Origin of the sequence: Streptomyces sp. NPDC053076 (assembly GCF_044546845.1) — a bacterium.
In the GTDB taxonomy this organism is placed as follows: Bacteria; Actinomycetota; Actinomycetes; order Streptomycetales; family Streptomycetaceae; genus Streptomyces.
The window spans coordinates 1,202,182-1,221,576 of the sequence record NZ_JBITZL010000002.1; the positions used below are offsets into that span (position 1 = coordinate 1,202,182).

Genomic DNA, 19,395 nt, shown 5'->3' on the forward strand with positions numbered 1-19,395 from the left:
TGCCCGTTGCGAACCGGTGCCGCGTGGCCGTTGGGTCCCGTGCCGAGTGGCCGTCGGGCCCCGGTGTCGCGTGGCCGTACGGCCCCGGCACCTCGCGGGCGGGTCCCGCACGACGGCCCGGGCCCGGCCCCCTCTCAGAGCCAGCCGTTGCGCCGGAAGCCCCGGTACAGCGCCAGACACGCCGCCGCGGTCACGGTCATGATCAACGGATAGCCGAACTGCCAGTGCAGCTCCGGCATGTGGTCGAAGTTCATGCCGTACACCCCGCACACCATCGTCGGTACGGCGACCACCGCGGCCCAGGCCGTGATCTTCCGCATGTCCTCGTTCTGCGCGACGGTCACCTGCGCCAGGTGCGCCTGCAGAATGGAGTTGAGCAACTCGTCGAACGCGGCGATCTGCTCCTTCGCCCGGATCAGGTGGTCGAACACGTCCCGGAAGTAGGTCTGTATCTCCGGGGCGACGACCCGTATGGGCCGGGTGGCCAGGTCCTCCACCGGGCGGCCCAGCGGCACCACCGCCCGCTTCAGCTCCAGCAGCTCACGCTTCATCTGGTAGATGCGGCCCGGATCGAGACGTGCGCCGTTCTCCGAGAACACCTCCGTCTCGACCTGGTCGATGTCGGCCTGCACCGCGTCCGTGACGCTCAGATAGTCGTCGACCACATGGTCGGCGATAGCGTGCAGGACCGCGGCGGGCCCCTTGGCGAGCTGGTGCGGGTCCGCCTCCAACTCCTCGCGCAGCGGTCCGAGTGAGCCGTGCCGCCCGTGCCGCACCGTGATCACGAAGTCCTCGCCGACGAACACCATGATCTCGCCGGTGTCCACCACTTCGCTGGTCGCCGTGAGTTGCTCGTGCTCCACGTAGCAGACGCTCTTGAACACCGCGAAGAGCGTGTCCCCGTAGTGCTCCAGCTTGGGCCGCTGATGTGCCTCGACCGCGTCCTCCACCGCCAGCGGATGCAGGTCGAACAGCTCGGCGATATCCGCGAACTCACGGCCTGTCGGTTCGTGCAGCCCGAGCCAGACGAAGCCCTCGCCGGTCTTGCGGACCAGCCGTACGGCATCCACGAGGTCGGCGCGCCCGGGCACACGCACGCCGTCCTGATACGTCACGCAGTTCACCACGGACGAGCCCAGGGGCGACCTGGCGGGATGACTCAGGTCCACGCGCGGCCGACGCCGGGCCAGCCGCGCCACCTTGCGCAGGCCGCCGACCCTGCCCAGCCCCGTGACCTTCCGTAGATTCCCTGCCATCGACATCTGGATCTCCTCGCGTGGATCTCCGCGCTGCAACGCTTCCGTGCCTTGACCCGCAAGTCTGCCAGTCCCGGGCAAAGCGCACGCAAGCCTGTGGGAACAGCGAGTTCCGCTTGGTTCCCGCCTGTGGACGGGGGTCGGCCGGGGGAGACAACTCGGGCGACTGGGATGATCGGGGCATGACACCAGCCGACGGGTACCTCCTGGACAACCAGCAGAACGAGGCGGGTCGGCGCTTCGACGCGTTCGCCACCCTCTTCGACCCCACGACCTTCCGGCACCTCGAAGGTCTCGGTGCCGGACCGGGCCGGCGCTGCTGGGAAGCCGGGGTGGCCGGCACCTCCGTCGTGTCCTGGCTCGCCGAGCAGGTGGGACCGGCCGGACAGGTCGTCGCCACCGACATCGACACCTCGCGGCTCACCCCCGCCGCCCGCCCGCCGGTGGAGGTCCGCGTCCACGACGTGGGTGCCGACGAGCCGCCGGGGAGGGCTTCGACCTGGTCCACGCCCGGCTGGTCCTCGTCCATCTGCCCGACCGGGAAAGGGCCTTGAGGTCCATGATCAAGTCTCTGCGGCCCGGCGGGCGACTGCTGATCAAGGACGCCGATCCCGCCCTCCAGCCCCTGGTCTGACCGGACGAGTAAGGAATGACGCCCGCGCCGGGGCAGTCGGCAGTGCCCACCGCTACAGCTGCCGGCCGGCCGGCAGCCCGGGTCCCGTGGAAAGGGCGGCGACCAGCCACCCGGCGATCATCGTTCCTCAGCTTCCCTTGCCCCGACGTGGAGGTCTGCCGCCCACCCTCCGTACCGCTTCCGCGCCCGCCCGGCAGCCCCGTGCCGCCGCCTCCTCCGGGTCCGCGCCCGCGAGCAACGCGGCGAGGAGAGCGCCGGTGAACGCGTCCCCCGCACCCGTGGTGTCCCGCGGTGCCGCAGGCAGGGCCGGAACCCGGGCCAGTACGGCGCCGGCCCGCGCCACCAGCGCACCGTCCGCCCCCGCCTTGGCCACCACGAGCGGCACGAGGCGGCTCAGTTTGGCCGCCGCGTCCACCGGATCCGGCAGCCCGGTCAGCAGACACGCCTCGTCCCGGCTGGGCAACAGCAGGTCCAGCCCCTCAGCGAACGCCAGAAAACGGTCCACCCCCAGCTCCGCCAGGAAGCCGGCGGACGCCGGGTCCAGGCTGACCGGCACACCACGCGCGCGTGCCGCCGCGAGCGCCGTCCCGGCGAGCGCCCGGCTCGACTCCGTGAACAGCAGATAGCCCGACAGATGCAGCCGGGCCACCCCGTCGAGCAAGGCGTCCGACCAGTCGGCGGGACCGAGCCGCAGGGACGCCCCGCTGTCCGTCAGGAACGTGCGCTCAGCCGCCGCACCCGCGTCGACAAGACAGATCACCGTCCCGGTCGCCGCCTCCGGGTCCACCACCAGCCGGGGCCGCACCCCGCCCGCGACCAACTCCCGCTCGTGCCAGTCAGCGGCGTCCGTCCCCACCCGCCCCAGCAGCCGTACGTCCGCGCAGCCCGCGTGGGCCGCCCAGCAGGCCACGTTCGCCCCCGCGCCGCCCGGCAGCGTCCGGATCATGGCGGCCGTGTCGGTGCCGGCCGCGAGCGGCCCCCGGTGCCGGGCGACCACATCCGTCACCACGTCCCCGACGACCAGCAGCGCTCCGTTCCGGCCCGCGCTCACCCCCTGGTCCACGCCATGGCGATCCGCGCCGCCAGCCAGACATTGCCGCGCACCGCCGCCAGATTGGCGCTCAGCGAGGCACCGTCGGTGTGCCGGACCAGGTAGTCCAGCAGGAACGGCGTCACCGCCTGCCCGGTCACGCCCTGCTCCGCGCAGGCGCGCAGCGCGTCGGCGAGCACGCGCGCGTGCAGCTCGGGGTCGAGTTGTTCCGCCTCCGGGACGGGATGGGCGACGATCAGCGCGGAATCCGGCGCCTCCAGCGCGTCCTGGGCACGCATGACGGCCGCGACCTGCTCCGGGGTGTCCAGCGTCCAGTCGACAGGATGTCCCGAGTCCGTCAGATAGAAGCCGGGGAACCGGTCAGTGCCGTACCCGGCGAGGGCCACCCCCAGCGTCTCCAGTCGTTGCAGCGTCGACGGCACGTCCAGGATCGACTTCACGCCCGCGCACACCACGGTGATCCGGGTGCGCGCCAGCAGCCCCAGATCGGCCGACTCGTCCTGGGCCACCGTCCATTCCCGGTGCACACCGCCCAGCCCGCCGGTGGCGAACACGCGGACGCCCGCCAGTGCGGCCAGCTGCGCCGTCGCCGACACCGTGGTCGCCCCGCTCGCCCCCGCCGCCACGGCGAGCGGCAGATCACGGTGGCCCAGCTTGCGGATGCCGTCCTCGTTCGCGACCCGCTCCACCTGCTCCTTGTCCAGGCCGACCCGGGGCCGCCCGTCGAGCACCGCGACGGTCGCCGGTACGGCACCCTCCCGCCGTACCGCGTCCTCGAGCTCAAGCGCCACCTGCAGGTTGCGCGGGCGGGGCAGGCCGTGCGCGATGATCGTGGACTCCAGAGCCACCACCGGCCGCCGCGCGTCGATCGCCTCCCGGACTTCTTCCGACACCACCAGCACCACGTGTCCGCCTCCCGTCCGTCGGTCCTTCCTCATCTCTGGCGGCCAGCGACCGCGGATAAACGCTTGTGGCCCGTGGCGGAGGCCACCAGCCTGGGATGCATGACGAAGAACACCACGCGTCTGGACCATGTCGTCCTGTGGGTGGCCGACCCGGTCGCCGCGGCCGCCTTCTACGAAACGGCCGTCGGCCTGGAGCCGATCAGGGTCGCCGAGTTCACCGAGGGCGAGGTGGCCTTCCCCTCCGTACGCGTCAACGAGGAGACGATCCTCGACCTCGCCCCGCACAGCTTCGCCGCACGGATGAAGATGCTGCCCGGCTCGGCCGACAGCGCCGGCCACCCGGTCAAACACGTCTGCCTCTCCCTGCCGGCCGACGCCTTCGACACCCTGCGCGCCCGTCTTGAGGAACACGGAGTCCCTGTGTCGGGCATCGACCCCGGCTTGTCCGGCGCCCGAGGCAACGCCACACGCAGCTTCTACTTCCGCGACCCCGACGGCAACGTCTTCGAGGCCCGGCACTACGACGCCTAGCGGCGTCCCGGACCGGTCGTAACAGCGGCTCGGGCAGCATCCTCCAGAGCGAGCAGTTCCGCTGTCCCGGGCCGGTCAGAACAGCGGCTCGGGCAGCACACCCTCCAGGGCGAGCAGCTTCCGCTTGGTCTCCAGTCCGCCCCCGAAACCGCCGATGCCGCCGTCACGCTCCACCACCCGGTGACACGGCACGACCAGCGGCAGCGGATTGGACCCCATCGCCGCCCCGACCGCCTGCGCCCCGCCGGGCTGCCCGACCCGCCCCGCCAGATCGCCGTACCCCACCACGGTGCCGTACGGCACACCGGACGCCAGCTCGCGCAGCACCTGCCGGTTGAACCCGGAGATCAACGACCAGTCGAGCGGCAGATCCAAGTCGTGCCGCTCGCCCGAGAAGTACGCCCGCAGCTGGCGTATCGCCTCCGCCAGCAGCGGCGAGTCCGGATCCTCCACGGGCTGGCCGCCCAGCCGGGCGGCCAGCCCCTCCAGTGCCCGGTCGCGCACCGCGTCCGAGGCATGGAAGACGACGTTGACCAGGCCGTCGCGGGTCGCCGCCAGCATCAGCGGTCCGATGTCCGTGCCGACCACGGCCCACACGACCCGCTGTTCATCCTGCCCATGGCTGTCCATGCGCCCACGGTACGACCCGCCACTGACAACGCCCGCCCGGTTCAGTCCGCGCTCAGCGCCGCCCGCACCACGTCGGGCTTGTTCGTGATGACCCCGTCGACGCCGAAACCGGCGGCCTTACGGGCGGTGGCCGCGTCGTCCACCGTCCAGGCGAACACTCCGAGCGGCCGGCCGTGGGGCCCGTTAACGGCGTGCACCGCCGAGACGTACCCCTGGGTGAGCGACCCGAACGAAGGATTGACCATGTCCGCGAACCGGGCGTACCCGCGCAGCTGTGCCACGGAGGGCTTACCGAGATAGGCGGTGGTGACCGCCGGCTTCAGCTCGTGGACGGCCCGCACGCTGTCCGCGCTGAAGCTCTGCACGATCAGCCGGCGCAGGTGCCCGGAGTTCAGCCAGCCGTCGTTGCCGAGGAGCTTCAGTGTCTGCTGCTCGATGCCCGGGTACAGCTCCGGGTTCTTGATCTCCAGGAGCAGTTTCTCGTGGTTGTGCTCGACCCGCCGCATGTACTGCTCCAGCGTCGGCACACGCGTGCCCGCGTACGCGGGGGAGTACCAGCTGCCGGCGTCCAGCCGGGCGATCTCGGCGGCGGTGAAGTCCCGCACCTTCCACGGGGCCCGGCCGGGGAAGACGTCCTCGACATTGGTGGTGCGCTGCAGGCTGTCGTCGTGGAGGACCACCAGCTCGCCGTCCTTGGTGCGCTGAACATCGTTCTCGACCCAGGAGAAGCCCAGCTCAGCGGCCCTGTCGATGGAGGCCAGCGTGTTTTCGGGCGCGTAGGCGGAGGCGCCCCGGTGGGCGACCACCGTGGGCACGCCGGCCTCGCCCGCCCGGGCGTCGGAGCCGGGGCTCAGCAGAGCCGACGCCGTTCCCAGGGCCGCGGCGACAGTGGCGGCGACTACGCGCACGTACATGCGTACTCCTCGCATCGAGCGAATACAGACAGCACCAGGGTGACAGCCCGGGGTCGACGTCACCCGGGCGCCCGATGGACACACACTGAATGGAGACGTCCAGGACCGCTCACCGGTGCCGCACATCTGCGGCAAGGACGTGTTTCTTTGCCGGAGAGTCGTTCGACCAATCCGGTGGGGGTCATACTCTCTGCGACAACCCTGACCGCACGCGCGGTCCTGGGACAGGGGCATATTCAGGTATTCCGGGACGCGAGAAGACGCGAGAAGGCGGAAGGGCAGCCGCGGATGCAAGGCACGGTCGACGGATTCAGTTACGGGGCCGTCACCCCGTTGGCGGCCTATGTGATGGCCTGCCTCGGCGGCGCCCTCGGCCTGCGCTGCACCACACGGTCTCTGCTGGTCACGCACTCGCGGCGCCCCGCCTGGCTGGCCCTCGGCGCGGCTGCGATCGGTTCCGGCATATGGACCATGCACTTCGTCGCCATGATGGGCTTCAGCATCGAGGGGACGCCGATCCACTACGACAAGGCGATGACCTACGCGAGTCTCGGGCTCGCCATCGTCATGGTCGGCGTAGGGATCTTCATCGTCGGCTACCGGGGCGCCACCGGCACCCCGCTCTTCACCGGCGGCACGATCACCGGTTTGGGCGTCGCCTCGATGCACTACCTCGGCATGGCGGGCGTCCGCTTCCACGGGCGGTTCACCTACAACACGCTCACCGTCGCCGCCTCCGTCGTCATAGCGGTCGTGGCCGCCACCGCCGCCCTGTGGGCCGCCGGACAGGTGCGGGGCTTCGCCTGGAGCGTGGGCGCGAGCGCCGTCATGGGGCTCGCGGTCAGCGGCATGCACTACACGGGAATGGCCGCCCTCGGCGTCCACCTCGACGGAGCCTCCGCCCACACCGCCGGAGACGCACCCGCGGCGTCCGTGCTCGCGCCGATGCTGATCGGCCCGCTCGCTTTCCTGCTGCTCGCGGGCGTCGTCGTGATCTTCGACCCGCTGATGGTCACGGGCCGGCCCGACTGGAGGCCCGTCGAGCACAAACCGGGCGTCCCGGCCGCCGCCGTCGCACCGCACGCGGACCGCCACCCCGCCGCCCTCCACGAGGGGCACAGGCCGGCTCGACGGCCCGCGCACCAGGGCTCCCGGACCCCGCAGAACCGCTGATCAGGACCGATTGTCAGTGCGGGGTCGTACGGTGGATGACATGCGGCCCGTTTCCCACATCGAACGCACGGTGGCGCCTTTCGAGGTCGTCAGCTCCTACCAGCCCAGCGGCGACCAGCCGACAGCCATCGCCGACCTGGCCAAACGCATCGAGGCCGGCGAGAAGGACGTCGTCCTGCTGGGCGCGACCGGCACCGGCAAATCCGCCACCACCGCGTGGATGATCGAGAAGCTCCAGCGTCCCACGCTCGTGATGGCGCCGAACAAGACGCTGGCCGCCCAGCTGGCCAACGAGTTCCGCGAGCTCCTGCCGAACAACGCCGTCGAGTACTTCGTCTCGTACTACGACTACTACCAGCCCGAGGCGTACGTCCCGCAGTCGGACACCTACATCGAGAAGGACTCCTCCATCAACGAGGAGGTCGAGCGCCTTCGCCACTCGGCGACGAACTCGCTGCTCACCCGCCGGGACGTCGTGGTGGTCGCCTCGGTGTCCTGCATCTACGGCCTCGGCACCCCGCAGGAGTACGTGGACCGCATGGTCCCCCTCCGGGTCGGCGACGAGATCGACCGGGACGAGCTGCTGCGCCGCTTCGTGGACATCCAGTACACGCGCAACGACATGGCGTTCAGCAGGGGCACCTTCCGGGTCCGCGGCGACACCATCGAGATCTTCCCGGTCTACGAGGAGCTGGCCGTCCGCATCCAGATGTTCGGCGACGAGATCGAGTCGCTCTCCACGCTGCACCCGCTCACCGGCGAGATCATCAGCGACGACGAGCACCTGTACGTGTTCCCCGCCTCGCACTACGTCGCCGGTCCCGAGCGCATGGAGCGGGCCGTCAACGACATCGAGAAGGAGCTGTTGGAGCGTCTGGCCGAGCTGGAGAAGCAGGGCAAGCTCCTGGAGGCACAGCGCCTGCGGATGCGCACCACGTACGACATCGAGATGCTCCGCCAGATCGGCAGCTGCTCCGGCGTGGAGAACTACTCGATGCACTTCGACGGCCGCCTGCCCGGCTCCCCGCCCAACACCCTGCTGGACTACTTCCCGGACGACTTCCTCCTCGTCATCGACGAGTCGCACGTCACCGTCCCGCAGATCGGCGCCATGTACGAGGGCGACGCCTCCCGCAAGCGCACCCTCGTCGACCACGGCTTCCGCCTGCCGTCCGCCCTGGACAACCGTCCGCTGAAGTGGGAGGAGTTCCAGAAGCGCATCGGGCAGACCGTCTACCTCTCGGCCACCCCGGGCGCCTACGAGCTGTCCCGTTCCGACGGTTTCGTCGAGCAGATCATCCGCCCGACCGGCCTGGTCGACCCGGAGGTCGTGGTCAAGCCCACCGAGGGCCAGATCGACGACCTGGTGCACGAGATCCGCAAGCGCACCGAGAAGGACGAGCGCGTCCTGGTCACCACGCTGACCAAGAAGATGGCCGAGGACCTCACCGACTACTTCCTGGAGCTCGGCATCCAGGTGCGCTATCTGCACAGCGACGTCGACACCCTGCGCCGCGTCGAACTGCTGCGTGAGCTGCGCGCCGGCGAGTACGACGTCCTGGTCGGCATCAACCTCCTGCGTGAGGGACTCGACCTGCCCGAGGTGTCTCTGGTGGCGATCCTGGACGCCGACAAGGAAGGCTTCCTGCGGTCGGGCACCTCGCTGATCCAGACGATCGGCCGCGCGGCGCGCAACGTCTCCGGTCAGGTCCACATGTACGCCGACAAGATCACGCCCGCGATGGAGAAGGCCATCGACGAGACCAACCGCCGCCGGGAGAAGCAGGTCGCCTACAACAAGGCCAACGGCATCGACCCGCAGCCGCTGCGCAAAAAGATCAACGACATCGTCGCGCAGATCGCTCGCGAGGAGGTCGACACCGAACAGCTCCTCGGGTCCGGTTACCGCCAGACGAAGGACGGCAAGGGCGCGAAGGCACCCGTTCCGGCGCTCGGCGACAAGGCGGCGAAGAACGCCAAGGCCGGCAAGGCGGCCAAGACCGCCAAGGGCAAGGCGGTGCCCACGGACCGCCCGGCGGCCGAACTCGCCGAGCAGATCGAGGAGATGACCGAACGCATGCGCGCCGCCGCGGCGGAGCTGCAGTTCGAGATCGCCGCCCGGCTGCGCGACGAGGTCTCCGAGATGAAGAAGGAGCTGCGCCAGATGCGGGAGGCCGGCCTCGCCTGAGCCCCCGTCCGTGGGGCCGACCTCGGCATATGCGCCAAGTGTTGCAACACCGACACAAAAGCGCGGGCCGGGGTCGGCACAGTCGGCGGCCCTGCGTAGGGTTCTGGTCAACCGCGCAGTGCGCAGCAACGGCTCGGCGCGGCAACAGGGGACTGTCGAGAGGGGATTCAGCCGTGTCCGTCAACTTGTCCAAGGGTCAGGCCATCAGCCTGGAGAAGAAGGACGGGGCCACCCTCAGCGCGGTCCGTATGGGACTGGGCTGGCAGGCGGCGAAACGGCGTGGCCTGTTCGGCTCCCGCACTCGCGAGATCGACCTGGACGCCTCGGCGGTCCTCTTCGCCGGCGGCGAGCCCAAAGACGTCGTCTTCTTCCGCCACCTGGTGAGCGACGACGGTTCCGTGCGCCACACCGGCGACAACCTGGTCGGCGGCGTCGGCCAGGGCGGGGACGACGAGGCGATCCTGGTGGACCTGCAGCGCGTCCCGGTCCACATCGACCAGATCGTCTTCACCGTGAACTCCTTCACCGGCCAGACCTTCCAGGAGGTGGAGAACGCCTTCTGCCGGCTCGTGGACGAGTCCAACGGCCAGGAACTCGCCCGCTACACCCTGGCCGGCGGTGGCGGGTACACCGCCCAGATCATGGCCAAGGTGCACAGGGCAGGCTCCGGCTGGACGATGACCGCCATCGGAGCCCCGGCCAACGGCCGCACCTTCCAGGACCTGATGCCGGCGATCGTGCCGCACCTCTAGGACCGGGCGGCCCGCTCGCCGGGTGCGGTACGTACGACAGACGGACGCAGGGGGGCGACGGTGGTGGCGGCTGAGCTGGTGCGGGGGCAGAATGTCCCGCTGTCCCGGGTCCGGCTGGAGATCCGGATCTCTGCCGGAGTGCCGGTCCTGGTCGGTGCCACACTCGGCGACGAGCAGGGCACGGTGCACGGCCGGCAGTGGGTGATCCACCCCGGCGCCCCCGCCCAGCCCGGCGTCGAGGCGCCCCGGCAGGCCGCCGCCGAGCATCGCCTGGCCGTCGACCTGGCCGCCCTGCCCGCAGCCGTGCACCGCGTCGGCGTGTTCCTCGCCCTGCCCACCGGCACCACCGGCCCGCTCCGCTTCGGTGCCGTTCCGGCCCCGCACACCACGGTGAACGGCCTCGACGGCACCGAACTCGCCTGTTACACCCTCACCGGCCTGGACGCCGAGTCGGCGGTGATCGCCCTGGAGCTGTACCGCAGGAAGGGCGCCTGGAAGGTACGGGCGCTGGGCCAGGGCTACGCGGACGGTCTTCCCGCACTCCTCGCCGACCAGGGGCTGCGCGATGCCGACGACCTCGCGACCGCCGTCCATGAGGCGGCGGCGCACAGCCTGACCCACGCGACACCCGCACCGCCGGCCGGCCGGGCACCGGGGACAGCCTCGGCTTCCACGGCCCAGCCCCCTCCGGGCCGTGGGACGCCGTCCACTGCGCAGATTTCCCAGACCGCTCCCGGGAACCCCGGCAGCCCGGTCGACTACACGCACCCCCGGCGCACCCAGGGCACCCCGCCGCCACCCCCGCCCTCGACCCCCTCTGCCGCGGACGGGGAGCCCGCTCGGCCCGTCGCCGGAGACGCCGTGGGCTGGTCGATGGAGGAGCGGCTGTACAACCAGGTCTGGGGGATGTTCGAGGATGTGGCCCGCACCACTGCCGCCTATCGCAGCGCCGTCGAATACGCCGACTCCCGTCTGGAGAAGGAGCTGGATCAGGCCATCGCCGACCCGCGCGCGCGGCTCGGCGGGGCGGCCGACGCCGCCCGCGAGGCGGCCCACACCCGCCGGATCCAGCTGGCCGACCAGGCACGTGCGGTCCTCGACCGGGACCTGGCCCAGCTCACCGCCGAGGCGGAGGTGGTCGAGCCCGCGCTCCCACCCGCCTACGCCCGCTGGGACAGCCCCGTCTGGCATGCCTACCGCGCGCCTGCCGAGCCGCCGATGGCCCTGCGGCTCGGCGAGCTCCATCTCCCCGAAAGCGCTCCACTGAGCATCCCGCTGCTGGTCAGGCTGCCGCTGGAACGCGGTCTGTGGATCGACAGCGGCCCCGTGGCGGCCGACGACGACCACGTCCCGGACTCCGTCGAGCTCTGCCACCTGGCCATGGAGGCGGCGGTCGCCCTCGCGGCGCGCCTCCTCGCCGTGCACCCGCCCGCGGCGTTCTCCGTGCAGGTCGTCGACCCGGCCGGGGCGGGGGCCCGGGCGCTGCTGCCGCTGACGGAGGCCGGAGTCCTCACGGCACCGCCGGCGACCGCGGCGGCGGGGATCTCGCAGATGCTGGAGAGGCTCACTCGTCGGGTCGACCTGATGCAGATGGCGGTGCGCGGCGGCGCGGCCGAGTCGCTGCCGGCCGACGTCGACACCGCACAGCAGCTCCTGATCGTCAACGACTTCCCGCACGGTTTCGACGAGCGGTCGGTGACCCGGCTCCGCTATCTCGCCGACGAGGGCCCTGCTGTCGGCGTGCACCTCCTGCTGGTCGCCGACCGGGAGGACGCCGCGGCCTACGGCCCCTTGCTCGATCCGCTGTGGCGTTCGCTGCTGCGACTCACCCCACTGCCCGACGACCACGTGGCCGATCCGTGGGTCGGCCACGCCTGGACGTACGAACCCTCGCTCGCTCCGGTCGGCAGCCGGGTCGTTCAGCAGGTGCTCGCGCAGGTGGCCAAGGCTCGCACCAAGTGATGGTAAAGGCTCTCTGGCCTGCGTATTTGCCTTTGATTTTGCTCGTCGCTTTACCTTTCCTTGGTGATTGAGGTACTGTCTTACGTGCGGAGGGGAGTACTCCCTGACTGCGGCGCACCCGTCAATACGGACCGGTTCCGGTCCCGGGGCGCCGGCCCGTACCGGGTGGAAGAGACCTCCGGCAGCGACAACGCTGATGTGTTTGCCGTCACGTAATGCCGGAGGTGCAGTGGAAGTCACCGTGACCCTGTGGGTCCTCACCGTCATGGGCCTCGCCGCCCTGATCGCGGTCGATTTCGTCATCGGCCGTAAGCCGCATGAGGTGTCGATCAAAGAAGCGGGTATCTGGACGGTCGTCTGGATCGCCCTGGCCGGCCTCTTCGGTCTCGGCCTGCTCGTCTTCGGCGGCGGGCAGCCGGCCGGCGAGTTCTTCGCGGGCTTCATCACCGAGAAATCGCTGAGCGTCGACAACCTCTTCGTCTTCGTCCTGATCATGGCGAAGTTCGCGGTACCCGCCCAGTATCAGCAGCGCGTCCTGCTCGTCGGCGTCCTCATAGCCCTGGTCCTGCGGGCCGTCTTCATCGCCGCCGGGGCCGCGATCATCGCCAGCTTCTCCTGGGTGTTCTTCATCTTCGGGGCCTTCCTGATCTGGACCGCCTGGAAGCTCGTCCAGGAGGCCCGTGCGGACGCGGAGGACGAGGAGTACGAGGAGAACAGGCTGCTGAAGGCGGTGGAACGCAAGTTCGGCGTCGCCGATCGATACCACGGCACCAAGCTGTGGATCCAGCAGAACGGCAAGCGCGTCATGACCCCGATGCTGGTCGTGATGCTCGCCATCGGCACCACGGACGTGCTGTTCGCCCTGGACTCCATCCCCGCGATCTTCGGCCTGACCCAGGACCCGTACATCGTCTTCACCGCCAACGCCTTCGCCCTGATGGGGCTGCGCCAGCTGTACTTCCTCATCGGCGGCCTGCTCAAGAAGCTGGTCCACCTCTCGTACGGACTGTCGATCATCCTGGGCTTCATCGGCGTCAAGCTGGTGCTGCACGCCCTGCACGAGTCCGGCGTCCACGTCCCCGAGATCAGCATCCCGGTCTCCCTCGGCGTGATCTGCGTGGTCCTCGCCGTCACCACGGTCACCAGCCTGCTCGCCTCCAGGAAGCAGGCGGCCGTCGAAGCGGCACACGCCGACGGTCGCAGGAAGGACAGCGCCGACGTCTGACCGCGCCGTCGCGGGCAGTCAGCGATCGCGCGCAGCCCCGCAGCGGGCTCCCGATGCGACGCGGGGTCCGGTCCCACCGGCGCCGGGCCCCGCACGGAAAGGATGAGAGGTATCCGAAAAGAGCGGAATGCGAATCCTGTACGCCTCTGCGACCATCGCCGCATGATCACTCGGCTCCGGTCGCTCACCCGTCGATGGACGATCCTCGTGCCGGTGCTCGCGGTCGTCCTGCTGGTCTTCACCTGGGGCCGGGACCTGCCAGGCGCCGTCGTCGGCCTGGTGACCCTCGTACTCGCGGGCGCCGTCCTGGCCGCCGTGCACCACGCCGAGGTGGTCGCCCACCGGGTCGGCGAGCCCTTTGGCTCCCTCGTCCTCGCCATCGCCGTCACGATCATCGAGGTGGCCCTGATCGTCACCCTCATGGCCGACGGCGGCGACAAGAGTTCCACCCTGGCGCGTGACACCGTCTTCGCCGCCGTGATGATCACCTGCAACGGCATCGTCGGGCTTTGCCTGCTGGTTGCCTCCCTGCGGCACGGTACGGCGGTCTTCAACCCGGAAGGCACCGGCGCCGCACTGGCGACCGTGGCGACGCTGGCCACGCTCAGTCTCGTGCTGCCGACCTTCACCACCAGCAAGCCCGGACCCGAGTTCTCCTCCGTGCAGCTGACCTTCGCCGCCCTGTCCTCACTGATTCTGTACGGGCTGTTCGTGACCACCCAGACCGTGCGCCACCGCGACTACTTCCTGCCCGTCACCCGGCAGGGCGTGGTCATCGCCACCGACGACCACGCCGCACCCCCGTCGTCGCGCACCGCCTGGATCAGTCTCGGTCTGCTCGGCCTGGCCCTGGTCGGCGTGGTCGGTCTGGCCAAGAGCGTGTCGCCGACGATCGAGTCGGGCGTGGCCGCGGCGGGCCTGCCGCCCGCGGTGGTCGGTGTGATCATCGCCCTGCTCGTCCTGCTGCCCGAGACGATCGCCGCGCTGCGCTCCGCCCGCCGTGACCGGGTGCAGACCAGTCTCAACCTCGCGCTCGGCTCCGCGATGGCGAGCATCGGCCTGACCATCCCGGCCGTGGCCCTGGCCTCCGTCTGGCTGTCCGGGCCGCTCGTCCTCGGTCTCGGCTCGACCCACATGCTGCTGCTCGCGCTGACCGTGGTGGTCAGTTCCCTGACCGTGGTGCCAGGCCGGGCCACACCCCTGCAGGGCGGCGTCCACCTGGTGCTGTTCGCGGCGTACCTCGAACTGGCGATCAATCCGTAGCCGACGGTCGGCTCGCAGCGCGTCCGGTCAGCCCGTGACCGGCTCCGCCGCCGGCACGGGCACCGGCCGTGTCTCCGGCAGCAGCGCGAAACACACCAGGCTGATCAGCGCGATGCCCGTCAGATACACCCCCACACCCCACGGCACCCGGCCGCCGCGCTCCGCGAGCGTGGTGGCGATGATCGGGGTGAGGGCGCCGCCGAGGACCCCGCCGAGGTTGTAGCCCACGGCGGCACCCGTGCAGCGCACCCGCGCCTCGTACAGTTCCGGCAGGTAGGCGGCGATCACCGCGAACATGGTGATGAAGGCGACCAGGGCGCCCAGGATGGCGAGGAACATCAGCAGCGGCTCACCGGTCGCCAGCAGCGCGACCATCGGCAGCATCCACAGCACGCAGGCCGCGCACCCCGTCAGACACATCGTGCGGCGCCCGTACCGGTCGCCGCCCAACGCCATGAGAGGTGTGAGCGCGCCCTTCACGAGCACCGCGCCCATGATGCACATCAGCATGACCGTACGGCTCACGCCGAGCCGTTCCGTCGCGTAGGCCAGCGACCAGGTCGTCACCGCGTAGAACACCGCGTAGCCCACCGCCAGCGCCCCCGCCGTCAGCAGCACCAGCCGCCCATGGTGCCGTACGACCTCGACGAGCGGCACGCGCGCGTGGTCGTCGATCTCCAGGAACCGGGGGCTCTCCGTGAGTGACGAGCGCAGCCACAGACCGGCCAGGGCGAGCGCGCCGGCCGCCCAGAACGGCACTCGCCAGCCCCAGCGTGTGAACTGCGCGTCGGACAGCGACGCCGACAGCGCCAGCATCACCCCGTTGGCCAGGAGGAAGCCGAGTGCCGGACCCATCTGGGGAAAGCTCGACCACAGGGCGCGCCGCCCCGCGGGAGCGTGCTCGGCGGTCAGCAGTACCGCCCCGCCCCACTCCCCGCCGAGCCCCAGCCCCTGCAGGAAGCGCAGGACGAGCAGCAGCACGGGCGCGGCGACGCCGATGGCCCCGTAGGACGGCACACAGCCGACGGCGACCGTGGAGGCACCGGTGAGCAGCAGCGAGATGACGAGCACCGGCCGCCGTCCGCGCCGGTCCCCGAGGTGCCCGAACAGCACCGAGCCCAGCGGCCTGGCCACGAATCCCACCCCGAACGTCCCGAACGCCGCCAGCGTCCCCGCCAGCGGTGAGAACGTCGGGAAGAACAGCGGCCCCAGGACCAGCGCCGCCGCGGTCCCGTAGACGAAGAAGTCGTAGAACTCGATGGCTGTCCCGGCGAGCGAGGCGGCGGCGAGTCGCGGCATGGACGGGGTACTTACAGCGTGTACATCGCGCATGCCGCGTCAACTACCCGCAGTGATCAGGAGTTACGGGGGCGCAAGGGGGTGATCACAGGACCGGAGCGCACGCCGCGGCGACCGGCGCGCACGGCCCGCTGCCCGCCCTGGTGGGCGTGATAGACCGGGTGCGAACAGCGGTCGCAGACGCACCGCCCCCAACGGACCGGAGGAACCGTGCCCCGCACCCTGGCCAACGCCCCGATCATGATCCTCAACGGGCCCAACCTGAATCTGCTCGGCCAGCGCCAGCCCGAGATCTACGGCAGGGAAACGCTGGCCGACGTGGAGGAGCTGTGCGCCGAGGCGGCAGCCGCGCACGGTGGCACGGTGGACTGCCGGCAGTCCAACCACGAGGGCGAACTGGTCGACTGGATCCATGAGGCGCGGCTCGGCCACTGCGGGATCGTCATCAACCCCGGCGCCTACTCGCACACGTCGGTCGCCATTCTGGACGCGCTCAACACCTGCGACGGCATGCCCGTGCTGGAGGTGCACATCTCCAACATCCACCAGCGCGAATCGTTCCGGCACCACTCGTACGTCTCCCTGCGCGCCGACGGCGTGATCGCCGGCTGCGGGGTGCAGGGCTACGTGTTCGGCGTGGAGCGGGTCGCGGCGCTGGCCGGGTCGACGCGGGCGGACGCGTAACCCGCGCGCGGGACTACAGCCGGCCCGCCTCCACGACCCGCCGCAGGAAGCGCCGCGTGCGCTCCTGCCGCGGGTCCCCGAAAACCTGCTCGGCGGTGCCCCGTTCCAGAACCACACCACCGTCCAGAAAACAGACCTGGTCGGCCACGTCCCGCGCGAAGCCCATCTCGTGCGTCGCCAGCACCATGGTCATGCCTTCGTCCTTCAGGCCACGGACCATCTCCAGCACCTCACCCACCAGTTCCGGGTCCAGCGCGGCCGTGATCTCGTCCAGCAACAACAGCCGGGGCCGCACGGCGAGGGCACGCACGATCGCCACGCGCTGCTGCTGACCGCCGCTCAGCCGGTCCGGGTAGGCGTCCGCCTTGCCGCCCAGTCCGAGGCGCCCCAGCAGCTCCCTGGCGCGCTCCTCGGCCTCCCCGCGGGAGACACCGTGCACCCGGCGCGGGGCGAGGGTGATGTTCTCCAGCACGGTCATGTGGGGGAAGAGGTTGTACGCCTGGAAGACGGCCCCGATCCGGCGCCGTACCGCGTCCTGATCCACCCGCGGATCGGTGATCTCCTCGCCGTCCAGCCAGATCGCACCGTCGTCGATCTCCTCCAGCAGGTTGGCGCAGCGCAGCAGCGTCGACTTGCCGGAGCCGGAGGCGCCGATCAGCGCGGTCACCGTGTGCGGGGGGACCTCCAGATCGACGTTCCGCAGGACGACCGAGCCGCCGAAGGTCTTGCGGACGGACTCCATCCGCAGGACGGGCGCGTCGCCGGACGGCGTGCTGCCGGGCATGCTCATACGGATCCTCCCCGGGTGCTCACAGGGACCCTCCCTGGGCCCGCTGCCGGTCCATCCGTGCCGTCACCCAGTCGGTGAGCCGGGTCATGGGGATGGTCAGCGCCACGAACACCAGCCCCGCGACGATGTACGGCGTGTAGTTCAGACTGCGGCCCACGATGATGTCGGCCGCCCGTACGGCGTCCACCGCACCCCCGATGGACACCAGCCCGGTGTCCTTCTGCAACGACACCAGGTCGTTGAGCAGCGGCGGCACCTGACGGCGCACCGCCTGCGGCAGCACGACGTAGCGCAGCGCCTGCCGGTTGGTGAGCCCCAGCGAGCGTGCCGCCGCGCGCTGCGAGGGGTGGACGGACTCGATGCCGGCGCGGAACACCTCCGCCACGTACGCCGAGTACGTCAGCGTCAGCGCCGTACCGCCGAGCAGTACCGGATCGACCGTGACGCCCTGCAGCCGCAGCGCCGGCACGCCCAGAACCACGATCATCAGGTTGATGATCAGCGGCAGGCCGCGGAAGAAGTCGGTGTAGGCCGCCGCCAGTACCCGCAGCGGGAAGAAGACCGGTCCGCGCAGGGTCCGCGCGACCGCGATCAGCATGCCGAGGACCAGGACGGCGGCACCGCAGACCAGCAGCAGGCGGAGGTTCAGCCACAGCCCTTCGAGGACCTTCGGGAACGCCTCGCGCGCGTAGTGCGCGCTGAAGAAGGTCTCCTTGGTGCGCGGCCAGCCCGGGGCGTTGACGACGACCAGATAGAGCACGGCGGCCGTGACGAGGGTCGAAAGGGCCGCGACGGCCGTGGCACGGCGCGCACGCGCGCGTCTGTGGCGCTCGCGTGCCAGACGCCGCTCGGAGGGCACGTAGCCGTCATCGGCACCACCGGACATGTCACCCTCGTCGTCCGCCCCTTCCCGGGCCGACTCGTCCTTGGTGACCGTCACTTGAGCACCGGGGCGTCGACATCGTCCGAGAGCCACCGCTGCTCGATGGCGGCCAGCGTGCCGTCCTTGCGCAGGGCGTCGACGGCGCCGGTCACGCACGCGGTCAGCGCGCTGCCCTTGTCCAGCACGAGCCCGAACTGCTCGGGCGTGCCCGCCTGGTTCTCGAACTGGCCGACGATCCTGGCGTTCGTGACCTCGGCCGCGGTGATGTAGAAGGCCGTCGGCAGGTCGGTGACGACGGCGTCCACCTGACCGTTCTGCAATGCGGACTTGACCTGGTCGTTCTTGGCGTACACGGCGGTCTCCTGCGCCGGCTTCACGACGTCGGTGATGTAGTCGAGGCTCGTGGTGCCCACCTGAGCGCCCAGTTTGAGCTTCTTCAGGTCCGCGATGCCCGTCGCGCGGGCGGCCTTGCCGTCCTTGAGCGCGATGACCGCCTGGCGCACGTCGTAGTAACCGGAGGAGAAGTCCACGGCCTTCTTGCGCTCGGCGCTGATCGACACCTGGTTGATGTCGAAGTCGAAGGTCTTCACCCCCGGCGCGAACGCCTTGTTGAACGGCACGCTCTGCCATACGACCGCGTTTTTGTCGTACCCGAGCTGCTTCGCCACGGCATAGGCGACCGCCGACTCGAAGCCCTTGCCGTTGGCCGGCTTGTCGTCCTTGAACCAGGGCTCGTACGCCGGTTCGTCCGTCGCGATCGTCAGCTTCCCGGACGTCTTCGTGGCGAGCTTGCCCTTGGCGCAGCTCTTCGCGGCCGGCCCGGACGGGGCGGCCGACGCCGTCTCCTCGGGCTGCGGCGCACAGCCGACAGCGGTGGCGAGCAGGGCTACGGTGGCGGCGGCGACCGCGCGGCGCAGTGCGCGAGGGGCAGGATGCATGGCGGGAGAGTGGCAGCGAACGCCCCGTCTGTCCAGGTCACGGCGGTAGTTGTCCGCATACTGGGAACGGGTGTTGCGGTGGTGTGAACGCGACGGCGCGCGTGCCCGCGCCTGGGCCGCCGGCCGAGGGCGGGGTTGGAGACCGGCGGCCCCTACCGCTCAGGAGCCGTCATCCTGTGCGGGGCTGCTACCAGTTGACCGCGGGCGGGTGTTCTCCGGGAGCGCGTACGAGGATCCGATGCGTGCGAAGGATTCACACGGGGTGCACGAAGGGAGTGCGCGCAGGGCACGCGTGCGAGACGCGCACTCAGCGTGGA

General features: G+C 70.6%; 17 protein-coding genes and 1 pseudogene. 9 read left to right on the forward strand and 9 right to left on the reverse strand.

Annotated features, from left to right (window positions below):
* Positions 1-134 precede the first annotated feature (134 nt).
* Complete coding sequence (locus tag ACIGYR_RS12645) at positions 135-1,262, reverse strand: magnesium and cobalt transport protein CorA (protein WP_391839363.1); 1,128 nt, start codon at positions 1,260-1,262, stop codon at positions 135-137.
* A 176-nt stretch (positions 1,263-1,438) separates the two neighbouring features.
* Between ACIGYR_RS12645 and ACIGYR_RS12650 the strand changes: the two are divergent.
* A pseudogene (locus ACIGYR_RS12650) lies at positions 1,439-1,887 on the forward strand (class I SAM-dependent methyltransferase); the annotation flags it as partial.
* Positions 1,888-2,017: 130 nt separating this feature from the next.
* On the opposite strand, the gene ACIGYR_RS12655 reads toward ACIGYR_RS12650, so the two are convergent.
* Positions 2,018-2,953, reverse strand: coding sequence for a carbohydrate kinase family protein (locus ACIGYR_RS12655; protein ID WP_391839364.1), 936 nt, complete (start codon positions 2,951-2,953; stop codon positions 2,018-2,020).
* Positions 2,938-3,846, reverse strand: coding sequence for a pseudouridine-5'-phosphate glycosidase (locus ACIGYR_RS12660; protein ID WP_399595306.1), 909 nt, complete (start codon positions 3,844-3,846; stop codon positions 2,938-2,940). Before ACIGYR_RS12660 ends, ACIGYR_RS12655 begins: the two co-directional genes overlap by 16 nt.
* 99 nt (positions 3,847-3,945) lie before the next feature.
* Here ACIGYR_RS12660 and ACIGYR_RS12665 point away from each other — a divergent pair, with 99 nt between their 5' ends.
* Positions 3,946-4,377 (forward strand): VOC family protein, encoded by a 432-nt coding sequence (locus ACIGYR_RS12665; RefSeq protein ID WP_399595304.1) that lies wholly within the window; start codon positions 3,946-3,948, stop codon positions 4,375-4,377.
* Between the two features lie 75 nt (positions 4,378-4,452).
* Here ACIGYR_RS12665 and ACIGYR_RS12670 read toward each other — a convergent pair whose 3' ends face one another.
* Positions 4,453-5,007 carry a methylated-DNA--[protein]-cysteine S-methyltransferase gene (locus ACIGYR_RS12670; RefSeq protein ID WP_399595302.1) on the reverse strand — a complete coding sequence of 185 codons (555 nt, stop codon included), beginning with the start codon at positions 5,005-5,007 and terminating at the stop codon, positions 4,453-4,455.
* 41 nt (positions 5,008-5,048) lie between these two features.
* Positions 5,049-5,921, reverse strand: a complete 873-nt coding sequence (locus ACIGYR_RS12675) for a glycerophosphodiester phosphodiesterase (protein WP_399595300.1) — start codon at positions 5,919-5,921, stop codon at positions 5,049-5,051.
* A gap of 288 nt (positions 5,922-6,209) precedes the next feature.
* On the opposite strand from ACIGYR_RS12675, the gene ACIGYR_RS12680 reads away from it, so the two are divergent.
* From ACIGYR_RS12680 to ACIGYR_RS12705, 6 genes are all read left to right on the forward strand, one after another.
* Positions 6,210-7,094 carry an MHYT domain-containing protein gene (locus ACIGYR_RS12680; protein WP_391839371.1) on the forward strand — a complete coding sequence of 295 codons (885 nt, stop codon included), beginning with the start codon at positions 6,210-6,212 and terminating at the stop codon, positions 7,092-7,094.
* Between the two features lie 40 nt (positions 7,095-7,134).
* The gene (gene uvrB, locus ACIGYR_RS12685) at positions 7,135-9,282 is read left to right on the forward strand and encodes an excinuclease ABC subunit UvrB (RefSeq protein WP_399595297.1); all 2,148 of its coding nucleotides are present in this window, start codon (positions 7,135-7,137) and stop codon (positions 9,280-9,282) included.
* A gap of 173 nt (positions 9,283-9,455) precedes the next feature.
* Positions 9,456-10,034: a TerD family protein gene (locus ACIGYR_RS12690; protein WP_399595295.1), complete on the forward strand. Its 579-nt coding sequence runs from the start codon at positions 9,456-9,458 to the stop codon at positions 10,032-10,034.
* A 63-nt stretch (positions 10,035-10,097) separates the two neighbouring features.
* Positions 10,098-11,996 carry a TerD family protein gene (locus ACIGYR_RS12695; RefSeq protein ID WP_399595293.1) on the forward strand — a complete coding sequence of 633 codons (1,899 nt, stop codon included), beginning with the start codon at positions 10,098-10,100 and terminating at the stop codon, positions 11,994-11,996.
* A gap of 229 nt (positions 11,997-12,225) precedes the next feature.
* Positions 12,226-13,221: a TerC/Alx family metal homeostasis membrane protein gene (locus ACIGYR_RS12700; protein WP_391839378.1), complete on the forward strand. Its 996-nt coding sequence runs from the start codon at positions 12,226-12,228 to the stop codon at positions 13,219-13,221.
* Between the two features lie 162 nt (positions 13,222-13,383).
* The gene (locus ACIGYR_RS12705) at positions 13,384-14,484 is read left to right on the forward strand and encodes a calcium:proton antiporter (protein ID WP_399595290.1); all 1,101 of its coding nucleotides are present in this window, start codon (positions 13,384-13,386) and stop codon (positions 14,482-14,484) included.
* A 27-nt stretch (positions 14,485-14,511) separates the two neighbouring features.
* Here ACIGYR_RS12705 and ACIGYR_RS12710 read toward each other — a convergent pair whose 3' ends face one another.
* Positions 14,512-15,783, reverse strand: a complete 1,272-nt coding sequence (locus ACIGYR_RS12710) for an MFS transporter (RefSeq protein WP_399595288.1) — start codon at positions 15,781-15,783, stop codon at positions 14,512-14,514.
* 210 nt (positions 15,784-15,993) lie between these two features.
* Between ACIGYR_RS12710 and aroQ the strand changes: the two genes are divergently transcribed.
* A complete protein-coding gene (gene aroQ, locus ACIGYR_RS12715; RefSeq protein ID WP_399595285.1) occupies positions 15,994-16,467 on the forward strand; it encodes a type II 3-dehydroquinate dehydratase in 474 nt (157 codons plus the stop codon).
* Between the two features lie 13 nt (positions 16,468-16,480).
* On the opposite strand, the gene ACIGYR_RS12720 is transcribed toward aroQ, so the two are convergent.
* From ACIGYR_RS12720 to ACIGYR_RS12730, 3 genes are read right to left on the reverse strand one after another with little or no spacing between them, the layout of a single operon-like run.
* Positions 16,481-17,257 (reverse strand): amino acid ABC transporter ATP-binding protein, encoded by a 777-nt coding sequence (locus ACIGYR_RS12720; protein WP_399595283.1) that lies wholly within the window; start codon positions 17,255-17,257, stop codon positions 16,481-16,483.
* Positions 17,258-17,276: 19 nt separating this feature from the next.
* Positions 17,277-18,197: an amino acid ABC transporter permease gene (locus tag ACIGYR_RS12725; RefSeq protein WP_399595281.1), complete on the reverse strand. Its 921-nt coding sequence runs from the start codon at positions 18,195-18,197 to the stop codon at positions 17,277-17,279.
* Positions 18,194-19,078, reverse strand: a complete 885-nt coding sequence (locus ACIGYR_RS12730) for an ABC transporter substrate-binding protein (protein WP_399595279.1) — start codon at positions 19,076-19,078, stop codon at positions 18,194-18,196. Before ACIGYR_RS12730 ends, ACIGYR_RS12725 begins: the two co-directional genes overlap by 4 nt.
* Positions 19,079-19,395 lie beyond the last annotated feature (317 nt).